Here is a 16,891-nt window from a genome sequence, read left to right on the forward strand (position 1 = left end):
TCAGCGGGTGGACGCGGCGGATGCTCAGTGCCGCTCGGTACGGTCGCGGGCGTGAGTTCTCCCCGCACCGGCACCGTCACGGTCCGACGCACGACGTCGGACACGTCGACGCGCGCACGGCTCCGGGCACTCGCCCTGTCGACCGTGCGGACCCTGGTGCGTGCGCCGGAGATCACCGTCGGTGTGGTCGGTGTGGTCGTCGCTGCCGCCTTCACGTGGGTGCCGTCGGTCTGGTACGACGAAGCCGCCACCCTGACGAGTGCGCAGCGCAGTTGGCCGGCGCTCTGGGCGGAGCTGCAGAACGTCGACGCCGTGCACGGTCTGTACTACGCGCTCATGCACGTCTGGCTCGCGCTGGTCGGCTACTCCCCGTTCACGCTCCGCTTCCCGAGTGCCCTGGCGATCGGGATCGCCGCCGCCCTCGTGGTGGCGCTCGGCCGGCGGCTCGGCGGTGTCCGGCTCGGGGTCGTCTCCGGTCTGGTCTTCCTGCTGCTGCCCCGCGTCGCCTGGGCCGGCACCGAGGGCCGCCCGTACGCGACCGTCACCACCTTCGCCGCGCTGCTCACACTCGTCGGCTTGACCGCGGTCCGTCGCACCCGGGTGCGGCACCACGCGACGCGGTGGTGGGTCGTCTACAGCGTGCTGGCGGCCGTGGCCGTCCTGTTCAACGTGTACCTGTCCCTCGCCGTCGTGGCGCACGGCGTCGTGCTCGCATGGACCGGCGTCGCCGACCGGGCGGCCCGACGGCAGGCCTCGGTGACCGATCGCAGCGGCACGGTGCCCTCGGCGATGGTGGACCGCGCCGTCGTCGTCCGCTGGGCCGTCGCCGCCTCCGCCGCGGCCGTCGTGGTCCTGCCGTTCATCGGACTCGCCGCCGGTCAGGCCAAGCAGGTCGGCTGGATCACCGGCATCGGGTGGGCCACCCTGCGCCAGGTGTTCGCGACCGCGTGGTTCGGGGTCGTCTACCCGTACGCCGCCCTCGGGTGGCTGCTCATGATCGTCGCCGTCGTGCTGGCGGTGCGCGCGGCCCGACGCCCGTCGCCGGCCGCCCGCGACGTGCTCCGCATGCAGGCCGTCCGGGTCGCCGTGCCCCTGACGATCGTGCCCACCGCGCTGCTGGTCGCCGCGACCGCCGCCGGCGAGCACCTGTACTCCCCCAAGTACGCGAGCATCAGCCTGCCGTTCGTGGCGCTCCTGATCGGACTCGCGATCACGGCCATCCGTCCGCGGCGCTGGATCGCGATGGCCGTCGTGGCCATGGTCCTGGTGTCCGTGCCGACGTCGACGATCGTGCGGCTGCCGCACGCCAAGCAGTCCTCGCACTGGGCGAACGCGGCGGCGATCATCGAACGCGAGCGGAACGTGACCACCGACGCCGACGAAGGAGTGATCTACGGCAGCGTGTGGGAGCACCCGACCGCGACGGCGCAGGTCATCGCCGACGCCTACCCCGAGGCCTTCAGCGGCATGCGGGACCTGGCGGTGGCGAGCACGGGTGCGCAGCGCGGTCAGCTGTGGAACGTGAACGGCGACATCGCCACGACCGTGCCGGCACGCCTGGCCGACATCGACACCGTCTGGTTCGTCGGCGCCAAGTCGCGGAACATCCGCCCAGAGGTCTCCGAGACGCTCAAGGACCAGGGCTTCCACGTGGTGCGGTACTGGCACACGGACACGGTCATCCTGTGGAAGTACAGCCGCTGAGCTGACGGCCGATCAGCGTTCGTCGGACGGTCAGCGTCTGTCGTACGGTCAGTGCACGAGGCGGGCGCCGTGCACCGGTCCGGTGGCACGGAGCGCGACCAGGCCGGCAGCGCTGAGCTCGACCTGCAGTTCGAGCGCGGCGTCACGGTCACCGACCAGGAACGCCACCGTCGGGCCACTGCCCGACACCAGACCCGCGAGCGCTCCGGCCTTCTCGCCGAGTTCGAGGGTCGACGCGAGTCCGGGCTGCAGCCGCATGGCCGGGGCCTGCAGGTCGTTGTGGACGCAGTCGGCGAGCAGGTCGGGGTCGCCGGCACGCAGCGCCTGCAGCACGTTCGACTCCACCACCGGGTGGGACGGCGCCGGTGCGATGTCGGCGCGGTAGCGCTCCCGGTGCTCGTCGAGCGCACGGTACACCGCCGGGGTCGACAGGCCGTCGTCACTCAGCGCGAGGACCCAGTGGAACTCGCCCTTCGCCAGTGCGGGGCTGAGTTCGTCGCCGCGGCCGGTGCCCACGGCCGTGCCACCAGCGAAGGCGAACGGCACGTCCGCGCCGAGCTGCGCGGCGAGACGGAGCAGTTCCTCACGCCCGAGGGCGGTGCCCCAGAGCGTGTCCACGGCGAGCAGCGTGGCCGCGGCGTCCGCCGAGCCACCACCCATGCCGCCGGCCACCGGCACCTGCTTGTCGATCGTCAACCGGACTCCGCCCCGGTGCCCAGCGGCGTCGGCCACCAGCCGGGCCGCACGGATCGCCAGGTTCGACTCGTCGACCGGCACGTTCGACGTGTCGATCGGGCCGGTGAAGGTCACCGAGAAGTCGTCGGCGTGCTCGGCCGTGACGTCCTCGTACAGCGACACGGCCTGGTACGCGGTCGCCACGTCGTGGTAGCCGTCGTCCTGCAGCGCACCGACGGACAGGAACACGTTGATCTTGCCGGGGGCGCGCGTCCGCACGCGGGTCGGGGCGGCCAACGTGGTCATGCCCCCAACCTATCCCGCTGCGGCTGCCGCGAAGCCCCGCGCCAGGTCGGCGAGGACGTCGTCGATGTGCTCGAGGCCGATCGACAGCCGGATGAGCCCGTCGCCGACACCGGCCGCAGCCCGCTCCGACGACGTCATCTGCACGTGGGTCGTCGACGCCGGGTGCACGACGAGCGACCGGACGTCACCGATGTTCGACACGTGGTCGAACAGCTCGAGGGCGGCCACGAACCGCCGTCCGGCCTCGACCCCGCCGTCCAGGTCGAACGCCAGGACCGCCGACGGCCCCTTCGGCACGTACCGCTGCTGCAGGTGGTGCCACGGCGACGACGGCAGTCCCGCGTAGTGCACGCCGAGCACCTGGTCGTGCGCGTCCAGCCACGACGCGACGGCGGCGGCGTTCGACACGTGCCGCTCCATCCGCAGGGAGAGCGTCTGGATGCCTTGCAGCACCAGGAAGGCGTTGAAGGGGGCGATCGCCGGACCGAGGTCGGCGGAGAGCTTCGACCGGGTGCGCTGGATGAACGCGCGCCGCCCGAACTTCGACGCGAAGTCCGTGTTCGCGAACCCGGACTGTTCGGTGGTCGCGAGCTGCGGGAACTTTTCGGCGTGGGCCGCCCAGTCGAAGTTGCCGCTGTCCACGATGAGCCCGGCGATGGCGCTGCCGTGCCCGGCCAGGTACTTCGTCGCCGAGTGCACGACGATGTCCGCGCCGTGCTCGATCGGCCGGACCAGGTACGGCGTCGCGATCGTGTTGTCGACGATGAGCGGGACGCCGGCGTCGTGCGCGACCCCGGCCACCCCGGCGAAGTCCAGGACGTCACCGCGCGGGTTCGGGATCGACTCCCCGAAGAACGTCTTCGTCTCCGGACGCACCGCGGCAGCCCACTCGTCCAGGTCCGTGGGGTCCTGCACGAAGGTGAACGCGATGCCGAGGTCGTGCAGCGTCGACGCGAACAGCGTGTACGTCGCGCCGTACAGCGAGGCACTCGACACGACGTGGTCACCGGCCCGCGCGACGCCGAGGACGGCCAACGACGTGGCCGCCTGGCCGGACGCAAGCGCAAGGGCGCCGACACCGCCCTCGAGGTCCGCGATCCGACGCTCGAGCGCCGCCGCCGACGGGTTGTTCACGCGCGAGTACGTGTGCCCCGGGGCGTTGAGCATGAAGCGGTCCGCCGCGTCCTCACCGGACGGGTAGACGAAGGCCGCGGTCTGGGCGATCGGCGGGACGTTGCCGCCAAACCCGGGGTCGGCCTTGAAGCCCGCGCGGATCTGCCGGGTCTCGAACGCCCACTCCTCCTCGGTCGTGCCCATCAGACGACCGCCTCGGACGCCGCGACCACCGACGGGCGGACGAGCGGGATGACCTGTTCGCCGAAGCGGTCCATCTCCTCGAGCTGCGGCGAGAACTGCAGCAGCAGCGTGTCCACCCCGGCGTCCTCGAACTCCTTGATCCGGGCAGCGACCTGCGCCGGCGTGCCGACGAACCCGGGGCGCAGGCCGCGGTTCGACACCGAGTAGTCCTCGAGCGAGGGGATGTGCTCGAGCTGCGACTTCGAGATGAAGTCCTGGTACGACTCGTACGCGTTGCCGTGCTGCACGTCGGTGATCCGCGCGAGCTCGGCCTGCGCCTCTTCCTCGGTCTCGCGGACGATGACGTACGCGGCCATGCCGAACGCCTCGAACGGCGGCAGTCCGGCGTCGACCCGGCGCTGCTTCATCTCGGCGATCTTCGTGCGGAGTTCCTCGACCGTGCCGCCGTGGGTCACGTAGGCGTCGGCGTACCCGGTGATCGCGGCCTTGCCCGCCTCGCTCTCGCCGCCGGCGTAGATGCGCGGGGTCACGCGGGGCTTCGGCTCGAGGTGCGCGTTCTCGATGTCGTAGTACTCGCCCGAGAACGAGTACGGCGTCTCCCGCCACATCCCCTTCATGACCTCGACGAACTCCGCCGTCCGCTTGTAGCGGTCGTCGTGCTCCGAGAAGATGCCGCCGTACTGCTTGGCCTCCTCCGCCCACCACGCGCTCACCACGTTGAACGTGAATCGGCCGCACGAGATGTCGTCGATCGTCGCCGCCTGCTTCGCCGTCACCGCGGGCAGGTGGTAGCCGGGGCGCATGGCCGCCATGATCTCGAGGCGCTCGGTCGTCGCCGCGATGGCCGCGGCGAGTGACCAGGCCTCGAGCGACGGCGCCGCCGTGCCCTTGATGTCGTTGAGGTTGAGCTCCGGCACGAGCGTCAGGTCGAAGCCGATCCGCTCGGCGCGCTGCGCCAGCCGCTTCACGTAGTCGAAGGTGACCGGCATGTTCTCGTTGTCGACGTTGCGCAGCCAGCCGCCGAAGAGCGGGGTCCAGTATCCGAATCGCACGGGGTGAGTTCCTTGGGGAGGTGGGGAGTGCCCGGGAAGGGGCGCGGAACGGACGGGAGGCCCGTGGCGGGCCCGCCACGGGCCTCCTGTCCGGTGGTTCTTGCGTGCTCAGGCCGTGAGTTGCGCCGCGTACTGCGTCTCCAGCAGGCCACCGAGGTAGCGCGCGATGGAACGCGGGCCGGAGGCCGGCGCGGACTCCTCGACGGCGGGGTTGTAGTTCGTGTTCGTGTTGATGTCGTAGACGACCGTGCGGCCGTCCGTGGTCTCCATGAACTCGACGCCCGCGATCGTGATGCGCTGGTCGGCGAGGAACGTGCGGAGCTGCTGGACGAGCGGGTGCTCGGCGGTGACCTCGGTCCGGACGCTGAACGCGCTCGGCTGTTCGGCTCCCGGCACGTCGCAGACCGCTCCCGCGATGACCTGGGGGACCTCGCACGCGTCGGCCGGGCACAGCTCGAAGCTGCCGGCGCTCGTGTCGACGCGGACGGCGTACACGAACTCGCCGCCGACGAACTCGACGCGGGTGATGAAGGGCTCACGGGCCGTCAGGAACTCCTGCAGCAGCGTGATGCCGTCGACCGGCGCCTCGAACTCCGGCGAGTCGACGTAGGCGTCGAACTCGGCGAGTGAGTCGAACCGGCGGACGCCCAGGCCCTTGCCGCCCTGGTTGTGCTTCGTGATGAACGGGACGTCCTGGCCGTTCGTGAAGGTACGCGCGGCCTGCTTGAGCGTCGTCGTGCCGAACACGGCGGTGGTGCGGGGCACGTCGAACCCGGCGTTCTGCAGCAGCCCGTGCTGGGCGACCTTGGAGACCTCGAGCTCGAGCACGTGGCTGCCGCCGACGACCTGGCGACCCGCTCGTTCGAGCCAGCCGAGGACCGCGCGGGTGTACTCCTTGCTGTGCTCGTGGCCGCGGGTGTGGCTCGACGCCGACATGCGCGACCAGTACACACCGGGCTCCGGCTCGGCACCGAGGTCGATCTGTCCCTCGGTCAGCAGGATCTCCTGCACCGGGACGCCCTCAGCCTCGAAGGCTGCGGCGAGCGGCGGGAACCACTCGGGGTTCTCGTGGATGACGTACACGCGGGGAGTGCTCACCCGCCCACCCTAGGCACGGTATACCGCACGCGGCCAAGTGTGTGACGCGCGGTTGCTTCGTGCGGTGCGTCCGGGTGCGTCTTCGCGTGGTGCGAGGTTGGTCACTCGGTGCCGGCCTGTAGGGCGGCACCGAGTGGTCAACCTCGCACGAGCCGGACGGACGCGCACCGTGCGGGGCGTCAGCCCGCGAAGGCCTGCTGACCGACGACGCCGAGGAGCTCGAGCTTCTGCGCGTCCTCGGACCCTGGGGGCGCGGTGAACAGCAACAGCGCCTGGGCTTGGTCGTCGGTGTGCAGGACCTGGCAGTCGACGGTGATCCGGCCGAGCTGCGGCTGCACGATCGTCTTGTTGTCGGACCAGCGACTCGTCACCTCGTGCAGTGCCCAGAGCTCGCGGAACTCGGGGCTGCGGGTCTCGAGCTCGGCGATCAGCTCGGTGGCCCGACGGTCCCCCGGTCCGGCCAGCCCCACCGCCGCCCGCAGCGACGCCACCACGACCCGGGCCAGTCGCTCGTGTTGCTCCGGCGCGTACTTCGCGAGCTCATCGCCGGTCACGAACCACCGCCACGCCTGGTAGCGCTCGTTGCCGGGCAGGCTGACGGACGACCCGAGCAGCGCCGCCGCGAGCCGGTTCTCGACCAGCGTCTCGCCCAGGTGGCTGACCACGATCGCGGGGGTGTCCTCGAGCCGGTCGAGCACCCGCAGGATCGCGGGGTCGACGTGGTCGGCGCGGTGCAACCGGGTCGGCGCGTTCTGTCCGGCCAGGTGGAACAGGTGGTCGCGTTCGTCGAGGCTGCAGCGGAGCGCCCGGGCGATCGCGGCGATCATCTGCTCCGACGGCTGCGGTCCGCGCTGCTGCTCCAGCCGTGTGTAGTAGTCGACCGACATGCCCGCGAGCGCAGCGACTTCTTCGCGCCGGAGCCCAGGCGTCCGGCGTCGTGGTCCCTGACCGAGACCGACGTCCTCGGGGCGCAGCAGTTCGCGGCGACGGCGGAGGAAGTCGGCGAGTGCAGCTCGGTCCATGGTCCCGATTGTCGTCCGGTTCGCGCCGCCGTGCCAGGGATCGCCGATCCCCCGATGACCGAGGTCTGGATGGGTTGCCGACGACAGCGCATGGTGGTGGACATGGACATCACGAACTCCACCGTCTTCATCCCCGGCGCGACCTCGGGCATCGGCCTCGCCCTGGCCCAGCGCCTGCAGGCCGCCGGCAGCACCGTCGTCATCGGCGGGCGTCGCCAGTCGCTCCTCGACTCGCTCGCCGCCGAGCACGGCTTCGGCACCGTGCAGATCGACGTGAGCGACGCCGCATCGATCGAGAAGGCCGCCGCCTCCGTCCTCGAGGCGTACCCGTCGCTCGACGCCCTCGTCACCATGTCGGGGATCATGCGCAACGAGGACCTGCGCTCCCCCGACCACATCCACGACGCGCTCGAGATCATCCAGACCAACCTGGTCGGCACGATCCGCCTCATCGACGCGTTCCTGCCGCATCTGCTGGCGCAGCCCGCCTCGACCATCGTCACGGTCTCGTCCGGCCTCGCGTTCGTCCCGCTCACCGCGACGCCGACGTACAACGCCACCAAGGCCGGCATCCACTCGTACACGCAGTCGCTCCGTCAGCAGCTGCTCGGCACCCCGGTGTCGGTTCTCGAACTCGCTCCGCCGGCGGTGTCGACCGATCTGATGGGCGGAGCGGACTTCGGTGGCATGCCGCTCGACGCCTTCGCCGACGAGGTCATCGGGCTGCTGTCCGCCGGCGATTCGCCCGAGATCCTGGTGCAGAACGTGCTGCCGCTCCGGTTCGCCGAGCGCGACGGCACGCACCAGCAGATCTTCGAGGCGATGGCGTCGCGCGCGCACTGACGCGCGGCACGTCAGTCGGCTGCGCCCTCGGCCTGCTCGTTGCGAGCGATCCGCCGGTCGAGGGCGCGGTTCAGCATGGGGAGTCCCGTCGCGATCACCGCTCCACCGAGCGCCCAGCCGACCGGCACCTGTTGCCAGCGGGTGCCCGCGTAGATCGCGGTGAACACCATCACCGTCAGTGCTGTGCTGAGCAGACGATGCGCTCGGTCACGGTGCATGCGCGGAACGGACCCGACCGCTGTCGTGCCGGGCTCGTCGGTGTCCGGACCGTCGTCCAAGTACGCGAACGCGACCCCCCACAAAACGATGCTCAGACCGAGCACCACCGCGGCCCACGCCCCGTCGCTGGACGGATCGCGGACGATGACCGACACTGCGAAGCAGTCGATGGCGAGCCCGCCGAGCACGGCGATGATCGTGATCCAGCCGGGGAGGGTGATGCGAGGCACCCGCCGATCGTAGGGGCGGGACGACCGTGCGCGCGCTCCCCCGTTCGCGGCGTCAGAGGCCTGCGAGCAGTTGCTGCAGTTCGGCCTTGGCGTCGGGCATCCGCTCGGGGCCGGTGAGCCGTTCCCGCTGCACCGAGATGCGGACGGTGTCGGGCTTGGGACCGTCCTCGGTGTTCAGCAGCACGGATTCGCGGTCGGGGAAGGTCCACCGGGCCGACGGACGCTGGCCGCCGCGGCGCCCGGACGTCGGCGTGGACCCGAGTGCGGCCGCGAACACCGGCACGATCCGATCGAGCACCGCCTCGCGCTCACCGGGGACCTGCCGTGAGGCCGAAACCGCGAAGGTGCCGTCCGAGCGCTGCCCGGGGACGCGGAGCCCACGAGCCTGTTCGTACCCGATGGTGATGCCCTGCGCCCACCATGGCTCGACGCCCTGATCCACGATCCACGACGCGATCGCAGCGTGCCCGATGGTGGCTCCGTCCGCCGTGTCGATCAGCGCGTGCCACTCGTCCGGTGACTTGCCCGTCGCCGCGAGGACACGGTCCGGCGCCATCCCCTGCGCGTGCGAGCGAACCGTTCCGTCGGTCATGCCGTCATCGTAGGCCGGAGGACACCGCCATCGCGGATCAGGGCTGGGAACCCGCCCGCAGGCGACGCGCCAGCTGAGCACCCTCGGCGTCGATGATCAGCGGGAGGCGCTCCTTGTCGACGACGCCGAACTCGGGATCGACCGTCACGAAGCCGTCGACTTCCCGATGCCGAGCTGTTGCGACGTGCAATGCACCCGAGACGGTCAGGCCGAACTCTTCCATGAGGGCTGGGACCTCATCGCTGACGGCATCGACCCCGACCCAGTGCAGTTGCGTCGACCGCAACAATTCTCGCCATGCGGTGACATGGCGACGAGCGGCTTCCGTGGCCATGCCGTGAGCAGCTCGCAGAACCTCGAACTCCGTGTAGGCGCTGTACATCATCTCTGTACCGGCGAGGTCGAGGTGGTCGAGGAACGCGACCGCCTCCACCTTGTGACGATCGGTCCGGCGCAGCGCGCTCCGGATGAAGCTCGACTCGACGAGGACGGCGTCCGGGCGGGCGGCGCAGTCGTTGAACTCGAGGACCCGGTGCTCGTCGAAATGCTCGGGCTTGAGTCGCTCGAACACGGTCAGGGATGCGTGTGGAATGAGACGGTCGGCTCGACCCAGAAGTCCGGATCGATCGACTCGATCGCGCGCCGTCGGCGCTCGCGGCGTTCTTCGAACGTGCCTTCAGGTCGCGGCGTCCGAGCGAACAGCGCTTGCCGTTCGGCTTCGGTGAAGATCCTCGGCCCCCGCTGCCGACCGGGGTCCGCGCTGAGCAGGGCACGACGACGTCCCGCTGTGAGCTGTTCCTCGGTCAGACCGCGGCGGTTCGGTCGGCGTGGTTCGGTCGGCTGCATGGTGTCTCCTTGGTCGATGTGATCAACCGTAGGAGCACCGAACGGACGGTACCAAACATTCCGTATTTCGCCGATCCGAGGCGGGAGACGAGCTACTCCGCAGCAGCCAGGACCGTCCGACCGAGCCGCACGAAGTCGTCGACCCCGATCGCCTCGCCCCGCGCCGTCGGGTCGATGCCCGCCGCCGTCAGGACCTCGGAGGCGTGGGCACTGCCGCCGAGCACACCGGACAGGCTCTGCCGCAGCATCTTCCGACGCTGCTGGAACGCCGCATCGACCAGGGTGAAGACCCGCGACCGCAGCCGCTCGTCCCCCGGGGGCTCGTGCCGGTCGAACGCCACGAGCACACTGTCGACGTTCGGGACGGGCCAGAACACCTGTCGGCTGACGAGCCCGGCCGTGCTCCACGAGCCGTACCAGGCGGCCTTGACGCTCGGCGACCCGTAGACCTTGCTGCCCGGGCCCGCCGCGAGACGGTACCCGACCTCGGCCTGCACCATCACGAGCGACCGCTCGATCGACGGGAAGGTGGCGAGCAGGTGCAGCAGCACGGGCACCGAGATGTTGTACGGCAGGTTCGCGACGAGGTGCGTCGGTTCGGTGTCGAGGTCCGATGCGGCGACGGTCATCGCGTCCTGCTGCACGACCGTCAACGTCGCCGCCGGCTGCAGCGCGCTGACCGTCGACGGCAGCTTCGCCGCGAGCCGCTTGTCGATCTCGACGGCGGTGACGGGCGCGCCGGTCTCGGTGAGCCCGAGGGTCAGGGAACCGAGGCCGGGTCCGATCTCGAGCACCCGGGACGACGGCGTCACGCCGGCGACCGACACGATGCGCCGGACGGTGTTGGCGTCGTGCACGAAGTTCTGCCCGAGCTTCTTCGTCGGGGTCACGTCGAGTTCGGCGGCGAGCTCCCGGATCTCGGCCGGGCCGAGCAGCGCGCCCACTACTCGTCCACCGTCACGGGCTCGGCGTCCCACGCACCGTAGACGAGCTCGGTGTTCGACGCGATCTGCGCGGCGAGCATCGAGGCATCGGTGCCGAGGGTCTCCGCCATCGACCGCAGGGTGATCGGGATCAGGTACGGGGCGTTCGGCCGGCCGCGGTACGGCGTCGGGGTCAGGAACGGCGCGTCCGTCTCGACCATGATCAGGTGCCGCGGCGCGACGACGAGGGCTTCGCGGAGCGGTGCCGCGTTCTTGAACGTCACGGTGCCGGCGAACGACATGTACCAACCGCGCTCGGCACAGAGCCGAGCCAGGTCGGGTCCGCCGGAGAAGCAGTGGAACACCGTGCGCTCCGGAGCCCCGACGCGGTCGAGCACCTCGACCACGGCGTCGTGCGCGTCGCGGTCGTGGATGGTCAGCGCGAGGCCGTGCTCCTTCGCGATGCGGATGTGCTCCTCGAACGATCGGATCTGGGCGTCGCGGCCGTCCTCACCGGTGCGGAAGAAGTCGAGTCCGGTCTCGCCGATCGCCCGGACGCGGGGCAGCGCTGCGAGGGCCTCGATCCCGGCGAGGTGCTCGTCGAGCCGTCCCTGCTCCTGCAGCGCCGGCGCCTCGTTCGGGTGCAGTGCGACCGCTGCGAGCACGCGGGGTTCACGGGCGGCGATCGATGCGGACCACTGCGAAGTGGCGAGGTCGGTGCCGACCTGCACGACACCGCGGACGCCGACGCTCGAGGCACGGCCGAGGTGCTCGCGGTAGTCGAGCGCCCCGTCGCCACCGTCGGCGATCTCCATGTGGGTGTGGTTGTCGTAGACCGGGACCACGAGCGCCTCGGGCAACGGCGGGTAGGTCAGATCACGCTTGGAGCCGTCACCGTCGCCGCGGGAGCGGAGGTGCGCGTCGGTCACGCGGCGCCCTGCTCCGCCTGCTCGATGCGCGGGAAGAGCCCGCTCTCGAGCGCCACGACGTGCGAAGCACCCTGCCACTCGAAGGCACGGTCGACTCGCTGCTCGGCGATCGAGCCGCCGGCACCGATCGACGCCCACAGCTTCTCGGTGGCCTTCGGCATCACCGGGGAGAGCAGCACCGCGACGGTGCCGAGCCCACGGAGTGCCGTGGTCAGGACGGTACCGAGACGCTCGCGGTTCGCGTCGTCCTTCGCCAGGGCCCAGGGCTGCTGCTCGGTGATGTACCCGTTCAGGGCGTCGACGAGCTCCCAGACGGCAGCGATCGCCTCGTGCGGGGCGAACGCGGCGATGGCGGCGTCGGCACGCTCGGTGACCGAGACCGCCAGGGCATCGATCGCCTGGTCCGACTCGGTCAGCGAGCCGCGTGCCGGCACTGCGCCGTCGAAGTACTTCTGCAGCATCGCGACCAGGCGGGAGGCCAGGTTGCCGAAGCCGTTCGCGAGCTCGGCCTGGTACCGCGCCGAGATGTCTTCCCAGCTGAAGTTGCCGTCCTGCCCGAAGGTGATGGCGCGGAGGAAGTAGTAGCGGAAGGCGTCGGACCCGAAGGTGTCGGTGATCTCCGACGGCGCGATGCCGGTCAGCTTCGACTTGGACATCTTCTCGCCGCCGACGAGCAGCCAGCCGTGACCGAAGACGCGCTCCGGCACGGGCAGGCCGGCAGCCATGAGCATCGCCGGCCAGATGACCGCGTGGAAGCGGGCGATGTCCTTGCCGACGATGTGCACGCTCGGCCACAGGCGCTTGAAGGCCTCGTCGTCCTCGGTGCCGTAGCCCAGCGCCGTGACGTAGTTGAGCAGGGCGTCGAACCACACGTACAGGACGTGGTCGCTGTCCCACGGGATCTTGATGCCCCAGTCGAAGCTGGACCGCGAGATCGACAGGTCGCGGAGGCCCTGCTTCACGAACGAGATGATCTCGTTGCGGACGCTCTCCGGCTGGATGAACAGCGGGTTCGACTCGTACAGGTCGAGCAGGCGCTGCTCGAAGTCCGACATGCGGAAGAAGTAGTTGCGCTCGGACAGCACCTCGACCGGGATCGAGTGGATGGCACAGACCTGCTGCCCCTCGTACGCACCGGTGCCGGGGACCAGGTCGCTCGGCTGCTTGTACTCCTCGCAGCCCACGCAGTAGAAGCCCTCGAACTCACCGGCGTAGATGAAGCCGTCGTCGTAGAGCTTCTGCAGGAACGCCGTCACACCGCGCTCGTGGCGCTCGTCGGTGGTGCGGATGAAGTCGTCGTTGGCCACGTCGACGGTGTCGAGCAGCGGCTTCCACGCCTCGGTCACGAGTCGGTCGGCCCATTCCTGGGGCGTGACCTCGTTCGCCGAGGCGGTGCGCAGGATCTTCTGGCCGTGCTCGTCGGTGCCGGTGAGCAGCCAGGTGTCGTCACCCCGCTGCCGGTGCCAGCGCGCGAGGACGTCCGCGGCGACCTCGGTGTAGGCGTGCCCGATGTGGGGCACGTCGTTCACGTAGAAGATCGGCGTGGTGATGCTGAACGAGGACCCGTCGGACATGCGGACCATCCTACGGGCGCGCGGAACCCGGATGACGCGCGCGGCGGTGGACTGTGGAAAACCGGATCCGGGAGGCCCGTGGCGGGCCCGCCCCGCGCCTCCAGACCGGCCGACGCGAACGTGACGAGCCCCGCTCAGCGCGCCGCGAGCGCCCCTTCGTACAGGTCCCGCTTCGACAGCCCGGTCGCGTCCGCGACCGCCGCTGCGGCCTCCTTCATGCGCATGCCGGCGGCCACCCGCTCGAGCACGAGGCGGACCCCGTCGTCGAGCGTTGCCTCCTCGGTGGCCTCGGCGGCACCGGCGACGACGATGCAGATCTCGCCCCGGACCCCCTCTGATGCCCACGTGACGAGCTCGTCGAGCGGCCCACGACGGACCTCTTCGTACAGCTTCGTGAGCTCACGGCAGACCGCGGCACGACGGTCGCCCCCGAACCCGACGGCCATGTCGGCGAGCGTCTCGGCCAACCGGTGCGGCGACTCGAAGAAGACCATCGTGCGCTGCTCCCCCGCGAGCGCCTGGAACGCACGGCGACGCTCGCCGCCCTTGCGCGTCGGGAACCCCTCGAACGTGAAGCGGTCCGTCGGCAGTCCGGAGACGGCGAGCGCCATGAGCACCGCCGACGGGCCGGGCAGTGCCGTGACCGTGACGCCCGCCGCGGCCGCGGCCTCGACGAGCGGGAAGCCGGGGTCGCTGATCGCGGGCATGCCGGCGTCGGTGAGGACCACGACGTCCTCGTCGCGGGCGAGCTCGACGACCTCGGACGCCTTCGCCCGCTCGTTGTGCTCGTGCAGGGCGATGAGCCGCGGACGGTTCTCGATGCCGAGGGCGCGCATGAGGTGGATGGCGGTCCTGGTGTCCTCCGCCGCGACCACCGTGGCGTTGGAGAGGGTCTCGACGAGACGGCGCGAGGCGTCCCCGAGGTTGCCGATGGGGGTTGCTGCGAGGACGATCACGCCACCCATTGTCGTCGCAGCACGGTCGCAGCGCGGACATGCGGTCGATCCGTAGGATGCTCAGCGATGACCAGCGAGCTGACCGACGACCGCACGGCCGTGCCCGACGGGCCGGTCGGCTCGCGCCTCGACGACTGGTGGGGGCGGGTGCTCTCCACCGCCCAGCGCGTCGCGGTGTGGCGCTGGGCCGGACCGATCGCGGTGACGCTGCTCGCCGCCGTGCTGCGCCTGGCGAACCTGGGGAACCCGCACTCGCTGGTCTTCGACGAGACCTACTACGTCAAGGACGGCTGGTCGATCGTCCACCTCGGCTACGAGGGCACCTGGCCGGCGAACCCGAGCAGCGACTCCGCCCCGACGACCGACGACCGGTTCTCGAGTGGTGAGACGGACATCTTCACCAGCGCCGCGGAGTTCATCGCGCACCCGCCGCTCGGCAAGTACCTGATCGGGCTCGGCATGCTCCTGTTCGGGGCGGACAACTCGTTCGGCTGGCGGTTCGCCGTCGCCGTGCTCGGCATCGCGACGGTGTTCCTCACCGCGGTGATCGCCCGGTCGCTGTTCCGCTCCACCCTGGTCGGCACGCTCGCCGGCGGCCTGCTCGCGATCGACGGCCAGGCCATCGTGATGTCCCGCGTGACGCTGCTCGACGGCATCCTGACGTTCTTCGTCGTGCTCGGGTTCGGGGCGCTCCTGCTCGACCGGCGCCGGAGTCAGCGGCGGCTCGACGACTGGGTCGCCGAGCGCGTCGCCGCCGGCCGGGACACCCTGTGGGGGCCCGTGCTCTGGTGGCGTCCGTGGCTGTTCGCGATGGGGCTGACGATGGGGTTGGCCACCGCGACGAAGTGGTCGGGGATGTACTTCCTGGCGTTCTTCGCCGTGTACTCCGTGCTGAGCGACATGATGATGCGCCGCCGTGCGGGGGTCGAGTTCTGGTCGTCGAGTGCGCTGCTGCAGCAGGCCCCGGTGTCGTTCCTGCTCACCGTGCCGATCGCCGCCGTCACCTACGTCGCGTCGTGGACCGGCTGGTTCGTGTCGAAGGACGGCTGGGACCGGAACTGGCTGGCCTCCGGTGGCGAGCGGTGGACCGGATTGCTCCGCTGGGTGCCGGACAGCCTGCAGAACTGGTGGCACTACCAGTCGGAGATCTACAACTTCAACATCGGGCTGCACACGCCGCACTCGTACCAGGCGAACCCGCTGCTCTGGCTCGTGATGCAGCGGCCCACGTCGATGTTCTACGTCGGTACCGATGCCGGCCAGGACGGCTGCTCGGCGAGCCGCTGCGGCGAGGCGATCACCGGCGTCGCGAACCCGTTCATCTGGTACGCGGCGGTCATCGCGACCGTGGCGCTGCTCGTGCTCTGGATCCTGCGCCGACAGTGGCAGTACGGCTTCGTCCTGCTCGGCGTCGCCGCGGGCTACCTGCCGTGGCTGATGTACGTCAACCGGACGGTCTTCCAGTTCTACACGATCGCCTTCGAGCCCTTCATGGTGATGGCGCTGGCGGCGGCGATCGGGTTGGTGCTCGGGTCACGGACCGATCCACGGCCCCGACGGACCCGGGCGATCGTGTGGGTCGGCGTGTACCTGGTCGTGGTGGTGCTCGCGTCGGCGTACTGGTACCCGATGTGGACCGCGATCCAGGTGCCGTGGGACTTCATCCGGTCGCACTACTGGCTGCCGAGCTGGCTGTAGCGCGCGTCGGGTCGGCCCGGCGCACTGGTCGCGACCAGACCGCCGGACGGGAGGCACGGGTCGACTCCGCCACGGGCCTCCAGTCCGCAGTCGGTTGGCACCGGAGCCGCGCGCGGTCCGCGGGGACGCGTCAGGACTGCGCGTGCAGCGCGCGCTCGATGGACTCGCGGTCGAGCGGGTCGCCGACCATGCTCGGCGCGGTCCGGGTCTGCGGCAGGACGCCCTCGATGAGGAGTTCGGCGTACCGGCGCCAGGCGTTCGGGTCGTGCTCGCGGGTGGCGTCCGCGACGGCGCCCACCATGGCGGTGAGCATCGGCAGGTCGCGGTAGTCGAAGCCGGCGCGGACCACCCCGGCGGTCTCGGCCCGACCGATGATCGCGGAGACCTGGCGTTCCAGCCGGTCACGCTCCTGCACGATCGACGGACGCGCCTTGCCGGCACGCACGATGGCGTCGGCGAGCGCACGGTCGCGGGCACGGAACTCGAACACGCCGGTCAGGTAGACCCGCAGAGCCTCGCGCGGGTCGACGACGTCGGCGGCGCGGGCTGCTGCGTCGTTCATCGCCTCGAACTTGGTGGCGAGCAGCGCCTCGATCAGGGAGTCCTTGTCGGCGAAGCGCCGGTACACGGTGCCGACACCGACCCCCGCTTCGTGCGCGATGTCGTTCAGGGTGACCGACAGCCCGCGCTCCGCGAAGCACTTGCGAGCGGTCTGCAGGATCAGCTCGCGGTTGCGTGCCGCATCGGCGCGCAGCGGGCGCTCGAGGTCGGGCGCGGACTCGGTGGTGCTCACGATGCCGAACCTAGTTGAACTTTCTGGGAATAAGTGGATGCGAACCTTCCGTTTCGGTCTACACTGTCGACAAACGGATGCCGTGCATCCGTTTGACACCTCTCCTCTTCGAAA

16 protein-coding genes are annotated in these 16,891 nt (G+C 70.5%); 3 read left to right on the forward strand and 13 right to left on the reverse strand.

Translation table 11 applies throughout. The features are described from left to right. The first annotated feature begins 51 nt into the window (after positions 1 to 51). Positions 52 to 1,704: a glycosyltransferase family 39 protein gene (locus tag EDF51_RS09600; protein WP_134194611.1), complete on the forward strand. Its 1,653-nt coding sequence runs from the start codon at positions 52 to 54 to the stop codon at positions 1,702 to 1,704. 48 nt (positions 1,705 to 1,752) lie between these two features. On the opposite strand, the gene EDF51_RS09605 is transcribed toward EDF51_RS09600, so the two are convergent. The 5 genes from EDF51_RS09605 to EDF51_RS09625 form a co-directional block, all read right to left on the reverse strand. After that, entirely contained in the window at positions 1,753 to 2,685 is a 933-nt protein-coding gene (locus EDF51_RS09605) for a 4-(cytidine 5'-diphospho)-2-C-methyl-D-erythritol kinase (protein ID WP_111084697.1), read from the reverse strand. 9 nt (positions 2,686 to 2,694) lie between these two features. Further along, a complete protein-coding gene (locus tag EDF51_RS09610; protein WP_134194613.1) occupies positions 2,695 to 4,002 on the reverse strand; it encodes a PLP-dependent transferase in 1,308 nt (435 codons plus the stop codon). Then, a complete protein-coding gene (locus tag EDF51_RS09615; protein WP_134194615.1) occupies positions 4,002 to 5,054 on the reverse strand; it encodes an LLM class flavin-dependent oxidoreductase in 1,053 nt (350 codons plus the stop codon). The genes EDF51_RS09610 and EDF51_RS09615 overlap by 1 nt, the downstream gene beginning before the upstream one ends. A gap of 108 nt (positions 5,055 to 5,162) precedes the next feature. Next, on the reverse strand, positions 5,163 to 6,152 hold the full coding sequence (locus EDF51_RS09620) for an alpha-L-glutamate ligase (protein ID WP_134194617.1): 990 nt from the start codon (positions 6,150 to 6,152) through the stop codon (positions 5,163 to 5,165). A 179-nt stretch (positions 6,153 to 6,331) separates the two neighbouring features. Beyond that, positions 6,332 to 7,174, reverse strand: a complete 843-nt coding sequence (locus EDF51_RS09625) for a helix-turn-helix transcriptional regulator (protein ID WP_111084701.1) — start codon at positions 7,172 to 7,174, stop codon at positions 6,332 to 6,334. Positions 7,175 to 7,276: 102 nt separating this feature from the next. Here EDF51_RS09625 and EDF51_RS09630 point away from each other — a divergent pair, with 102 nt between their 5' ends. Further along, a complete protein-coding gene (locus EDF51_RS09630; RefSeq protein WP_132099861.1) occupies positions 7,277 to 8,017 on the forward strand; it encodes an SDR family NAD(P)-dependent oxidoreductase in 741 nt (246 codons plus the stop codon). 11 nt (positions 8,018 to 8,028) lie between these two features. On the opposite strand, the gene EDF51_RS09635 is transcribed toward EDF51_RS09630, so the two are convergent. The 7 genes from EDF51_RS09635 to rsmI form a co-directional block, all read right to left on the reverse strand. Continuing rightward, the gene (locus EDF51_RS09635; RefSeq protein ID WP_134194619.1) at positions 8,029 to 8,466 is read right to left on the reverse strand and encodes a hypothetical protein; all 438 of its coding nucleotides are present in this window, start codon (positions 8,464 to 8,466) and stop codon (positions 8,029 to 8,031) included. Positions 8,467 to 8,518: 52 nt separating this feature from the next. Further along, entirely contained in the window at positions 8,519 to 9,058 is a 540-nt protein-coding gene (locus EDF51_RS19855; protein WP_166673518.1) for a hypothetical protein, read from the reverse strand. Positions 9,059 to 9,095: 37 nt separating this feature from the next. Then, complete coding sequence (locus EDF51_RS09645) at positions 9,096 to 9,629, reverse strand: PIN domain-containing protein (RefSeq protein WP_166673519.1); 534 nt, start codon at positions 9,627 to 9,629, stop codon at positions 9,096 to 9,098. A gap of 367 nt (positions 9,630 to 9,996) precedes the next feature. After that, positions 9,997 to 10,848: a 16S rRNA (adenine(1518)-N(6)/adenine(1519)-N(6))-dimethyltransferase RsmA gene (gene rsmA / locus EDF51_RS09650; RefSeq protein ID WP_131846663.1), complete on the reverse strand. Its 852-nt coding sequence runs from the start codon at positions 10,846 to 10,848 to the stop codon at positions 9,997 to 9,999. Continuing rightward, on the reverse strand, positions 10,848 to 11,756 hold the full coding sequence (locus tag EDF51_RS09655) for a TatD family hydrolase (RefSeq protein WP_134194625.1): 909 nt from the start codon (positions 11,754 to 11,756) through the stop codon (positions 10,848 to 10,850). Before EDF51_RS09655 ends, rsmA begins: the two co-directional genes overlap by 1 nt. Further along, the gene (metG, locus tag EDF51_RS09660) at positions 11,753 to 13,330 is read right to left on the reverse strand and encodes a methionine--tRNA ligase (protein ID WP_134194627.1); all 1,578 of its coding nucleotides are present in this window, start codon (positions 13,328 to 13,330) and stop codon (positions 11,753 to 11,755) included. The genes EDF51_RS09655 and metG overlap by 4 nt, the downstream gene beginning before the upstream one ends. 134 nt (positions 13,331 to 13,464) lie before the next feature. Further along, on the reverse strand, positions 13,465 to 14,286 hold the full coding sequence (rsmI, locus tag EDF51_RS09665) for a 16S rRNA (cytidine(1402)-2'-O)-methyltransferase (RefSeq protein WP_123292295.1): 822 nt from the start codon (positions 14,284 to 14,286) through the stop codon (positions 13,465 to 13,467). A gap of 66 nt (positions 14,287 to 14,352) precedes the next feature. Here rsmI and EDF51_RS09670 point away from each other — a divergent pair, with 66 nt between their 5' ends. Beyond that, a complete protein-coding gene (locus EDF51_RS09670; RefSeq protein ID WP_134194629.1) occupies positions 14,353 to 15,984 on the forward strand; it encodes a phospholipid carrier-dependent glycosyltransferase in 1,632 nt (543 codons plus the stop codon). Positions 15,985 to 16,114: 130 nt separating this feature from the next. Here EDF51_RS09670 and EDF51_RS09675 read toward each other — a convergent pair whose 3' ends face one another. After that, positions 16,115 to 16,777, reverse strand: coding sequence for a TetR/AcrR family transcriptional regulator (locus EDF51_RS09675; RefSeq protein WP_159574131.1), 663 nt, complete (start codon positions 16,775 to 16,777; stop codon positions 16,115 to 16,117). Positions 16,778 to 16,891: the final 114 nt, after the last annotated feature.

Source organism: Curtobacterium sp. PhB25 (assembly GCF_004365375.1).
Classification (GTDB): domain Bacteria; phylum Actinomycetota; class Actinomycetes; order Actinomycetales; family Microbacteriaceae; genus Curtobacterium.